We start from the raw sequence: 3,307 nt of genomic DNA on the forward strand, positions 1-3,307 counted from the left end.
GTTGACGGAAATTTACAATAAGAACTGCTTAAATAAAACAAAACCTTATGAAGGCATAGTTGACCTTCTCAATGAGCTGAAACAGCGCAATCTTAAGCTTAGCGTGTTCTCCAATAAAGCCGATGAATTTGTAAAAACAATTATTCAAACCCTTTTACCTGATTATTTTGATGAAGTGGCAGGCTTAACGACCGAAGCCCATAGAAAACCAAATCCTTTTGGCGCCTTGCAAATAAGCAAGAAATTTGATATCCGGCCTGAGAACATGCTTTATCTGGGGGATACAAGTACGGACATGCAAACTGCCAACAATGCAGGCATGTATGCTGTAGGGGTAACCTGGGGATTTAGGGACAGGCAGGAATTGTTGGATAACGGGGCTAAGTTTATATTGGACAAACCAATGGATTTGATGAAGGTTTTATAAATCAGATTGCTGTTCTGATGTTATCGGTCTTGATTCCTTGGGCTTAGAATCTGTTCCGCCACCATGTGTTTCTGTTGCCTGAGCGGAGTCGAAGGTGACTTCGTATTTTATTCGCCGTAGTTTCTAATGGAAACGGATCAAGTAAATGAATTGTTTTCGAATTTTATTGGCCGGTGCGGGAAATGGAACCAACTGTCCGCTGCTTAGCCGGAAAGACTAAAAATACCGGTAGACTTCGCTGATGGTTTTCTCTTTTGACAGGTCATTGGGATGGGTCCCGGGCACACCTTCAGGAACAGGTTCGCCTGTTTTTTTGAAGTAATTTATCCATAGGGGAGAGGTTCGTCCTGTAGAATCTTCAGAAAATCCCGCAGGGGATTTGCAGCAATCCCCTGCGGGAAACGGTTTTAATAACAGTTATCTTTTTGCCTTCTGCAGAAATAATCGCCACATGCGAAAATGAATATTTCCGAAGATTTCCCGTTGTGCCGGTGATGGCCTCTGTAAAAGAGTTGCTCTCGTTTATTTGAAACAGCAGGTCTCCAAGCTTGAATTTGAAATTCTTCCTGGTACATCCCGATGAAAAGATAAAACCCAATAGGATGAGATATGCAATTGATAAGCGTTTCATGAAAATAAATTAATTCTGTTTTTCATAACTGAATAAGTAAATATCGGTTTCCTGCAGGTTGTGTATAATGTGCATGTTCTGCATGATACTTTTGCTGACTTGTGAATTCGATTAAAATCGCATAGGAGAGAGTTCAGAGTTTGCCATGTGTACATATATTTTAATCCTGATGCAAAGTTGCCAAATATTTTTATGCATGAAATACCATGAATATGAGATTCGGGATACCTTATTTATGCGATGGGAGGCAGCAAAATCTTTCCTGTTCAATTCCGTCTCGTTTTCAGCTTGTTGGAAGAGGTGTTTAAGCCTTGCCCGATTGATTGGAACCAAAATTTTGGAGATGAATCTGTAACGGCAGTTAGCCAAGACGCACAGTCCTGTTATTAATCATAAATTTAATCAACCAACAACTCTTTTATGGTCAACTTAACCCGTTCTATTTCACTTTTGGTCAACTGGTCGAGTACTTTTACAATTCGCTGTTTGTCTATAGTCCTGATTTGGTCTAATACAATCCAACCAATTTTATTCTCATGTTTTACTTCAACTCTGGTGGGATATCTTTTGGATTGGCTAGTCATCGGGGCAACAATCACCGTATTTAAATATTTGTTCATTTCGTCGGGCGAAATGATTATGCACGGCCTCGTCTTTTTAATCTCGCTGCCAACTGTCGGGTCAAGATTTACCAATACTATTTGGTATTGATTCAGCTCCATTCTTCAAAGCTTTCGTCTTCAAAGACATCTGACATTAATGCTTTATCGTCCCCGGAATCATGCATTTCCTTAAATGCTTTATCCCATTCTTTCCGTGGAGTGGCCTTGGGTTTTATAATAATATAGTCTTTTTCCAATATCAATTCTACTTTATCCCTGATATTGTATCTTTCCAAAAGAGTTTTGCTTAAACGTATCCCTTTTGAGTTTCCTATGTGTATTACTGATATGTCCATATACAATAAAATGTAATTACAAAGTTATTATAATTATATTGATTTTTCTATAGAAGTTAAGATTTTTTTAATGGGATGAATCCTGAATGAGCAGTTGTGTATTCGTCTAAAATATTGAACAAATCTAAGAATAAAAATACGTTTTATTTGTCAGCCAATCGGAGGGTCGTTAAGGCGATCCTGTGATTTGAATCATCTACTTCAAAATCCTGTTCAAAACGGACAGCCATTCCAGTTTAAACAGGACAATAATTCTGAATAAAATATGAAAAGCGTAAATGCCCGATGGTTTAAATTCCTGCTTTCATATCCACTTTTGTTTCTTTCCATTTCAAGAATTACAGCAACAAGAGATCACACCTGTAATAAATTTCAGGCTATAACCTGATGAATTAAAACGGTCAATTACCCTAAATTAAACTGATAAAATCAACCATGTTTAAGCCATTAAATACATACGGAACCTTTGGGGAACGAAACTACCTGGATTTTTGCCCACTTTATCACTACAGGATCTGACCAGATTAAAAATTTACAGGTGAGGTTAAATGTTTTTAAAAATTACTTTGTTTGAACAAAAAAGTCTATATTTAAATGTGAAAATAATTTTGAGTTTGAGAAGAACTGTTTCGATGTAACTAAAGAACAGATTTAAAACATATGAATCCAGATGAGATCCAAATAAATTATTTTACATGCTATAAATCATATATTTGTAAAAATCATCAGCTATCGCTAACATCTCAATAGCGGCATAATTGTTTTTATTGAGATGTTTGCTGGACTTATAAAAACAAAGTGCGAATTCAAAACCAATTCAATACAAAAACCAAAATTATCATGAAAACAATCATCTCAACCATTTTAATTTCTTTCTTTTTTAATTTATTGACCTTCTCCCAGGAAAATAATAATGATCAACTTTACACATTAAGGGGGAAAATAACTGGCCAAAATTCCGGAAAAGTGATTCTTAAATACGTGGTTTCCAATAAATATAAAAGAGATACTGCCATACTTAGAAATGGTAAATTTATTTTTCAGGGAAATATCAGCGAGCCCAAAGCAGCTGATATTACTATGGGAAATGATTTAAATACTGCCCATATATACATAGAACCTGGCGAAATGAAAATTTCTCTTACAAAAGATAAGTTTAAGGAATTTAAAATGACAGGCTCAAAAACACAGGATGAAGCAAGTGAATATAATTTATTGATAGCTCCCATATCAAAAAAAAGAGATGTTGTTTTTGAAAGATTTGATGCACTTAGAGATAGCCTTTCAAAAA

At 35.7% G+C, this 3,307-nt stretch carries 5 protein-coding genes; 2 read left to right on the forward strand and 3 right to left on the reverse strand.

What is annotated here, in order from left to right:
* Positions 1-427, forward strand: a 427-nt coding sequence (locus Q8907_14810; GenBank protein MDP4275542.1) for an HAD family hydrolase, incomplete at its 5' end; no start/stop codon positions are given.
* 358 nt (positions 428-785) lie between these two features.
* Here Q8907_14810 and Q8907_14815 read toward each other — a convergent pair.
* The 3 genes from Q8907_14815 to Q8907_14825 form a co-directional block, all read right to left on the reverse strand.
* Positions 786-1,058 carry a hypothetical protein gene (locus Q8907_14815; protein MDP4275543.1) on the reverse strand — a complete coding sequence of 91 codons (273 nt, stop codon included), beginning with the start codon at positions 1,056-1,058 and terminating at the stop codon, positions 786-788.
* 398 nt (positions 1,059-1,456) lie between these two features.
* On the reverse strand, positions 1,457-1,780 hold the full coding sequence (locus tag Q8907_14820) for a type II toxin-antitoxin system PemK/MazF family toxin (GenBank protein ID MDP4275544.1): 324 nt from the start codon (positions 1,778-1,780) through the stop codon (positions 1,457-1,459).
* A complete protein-coding gene (locus tag Q8907_14825) occupies positions 1,771-2,016 on the reverse strand; it encodes an AbrB/MazE/SpoVT family DNA-binding domain-containing protein (GenBank protein ID MDP4275545.1) in 246 nt (81 codons plus the stop codon). Before Q8907_14825 ends, Q8907_14820 begins: the two co-directional genes overlap by 10 nt.
* A gap of 966 nt (positions 2,017-2,982) precedes the next feature.
* Between Q8907_14825 and Q8907_14830 the strand changes: the two genes are divergently transcribed.
* Positions 2,983-3,307: DUF4369 domain-containing protein (locus Q8907_14830; protein MDP4275546.1), on the forward strand; the 325-nt coding region annotated here is incomplete at its 3' end.

Source organism: Bacteroidota bacterium, from assembly GCA_030706565.1.
GTDB lineage: Bacteria > Bacteroidota > Bacteroidia > Bacteroidales > JAUZOH01 > JAUZOH01.

Coding starts and splice junctions, on each gene's coding strand:
- Q8907_14825 (MDP4275545.1), bottom strand. CDS start 2,016: ATGGACATATCAGTAATACACATAGGAAACTCAAAAGGGATACGTTTA.
- Q8907_14815 (MDP4275543.1), bottom strand. CDS start 1,058: ATGAAACGCTTATCAATTGCATATCTCATCCTATTGGGTTTTATCTTT.
- Q8907_14820 (MDP4275544.1), bottom strand. CDS start 1,780: ATGGAGCTGAATCAATACCAAATAGTATTGGTAAATCTTGACCCGACA.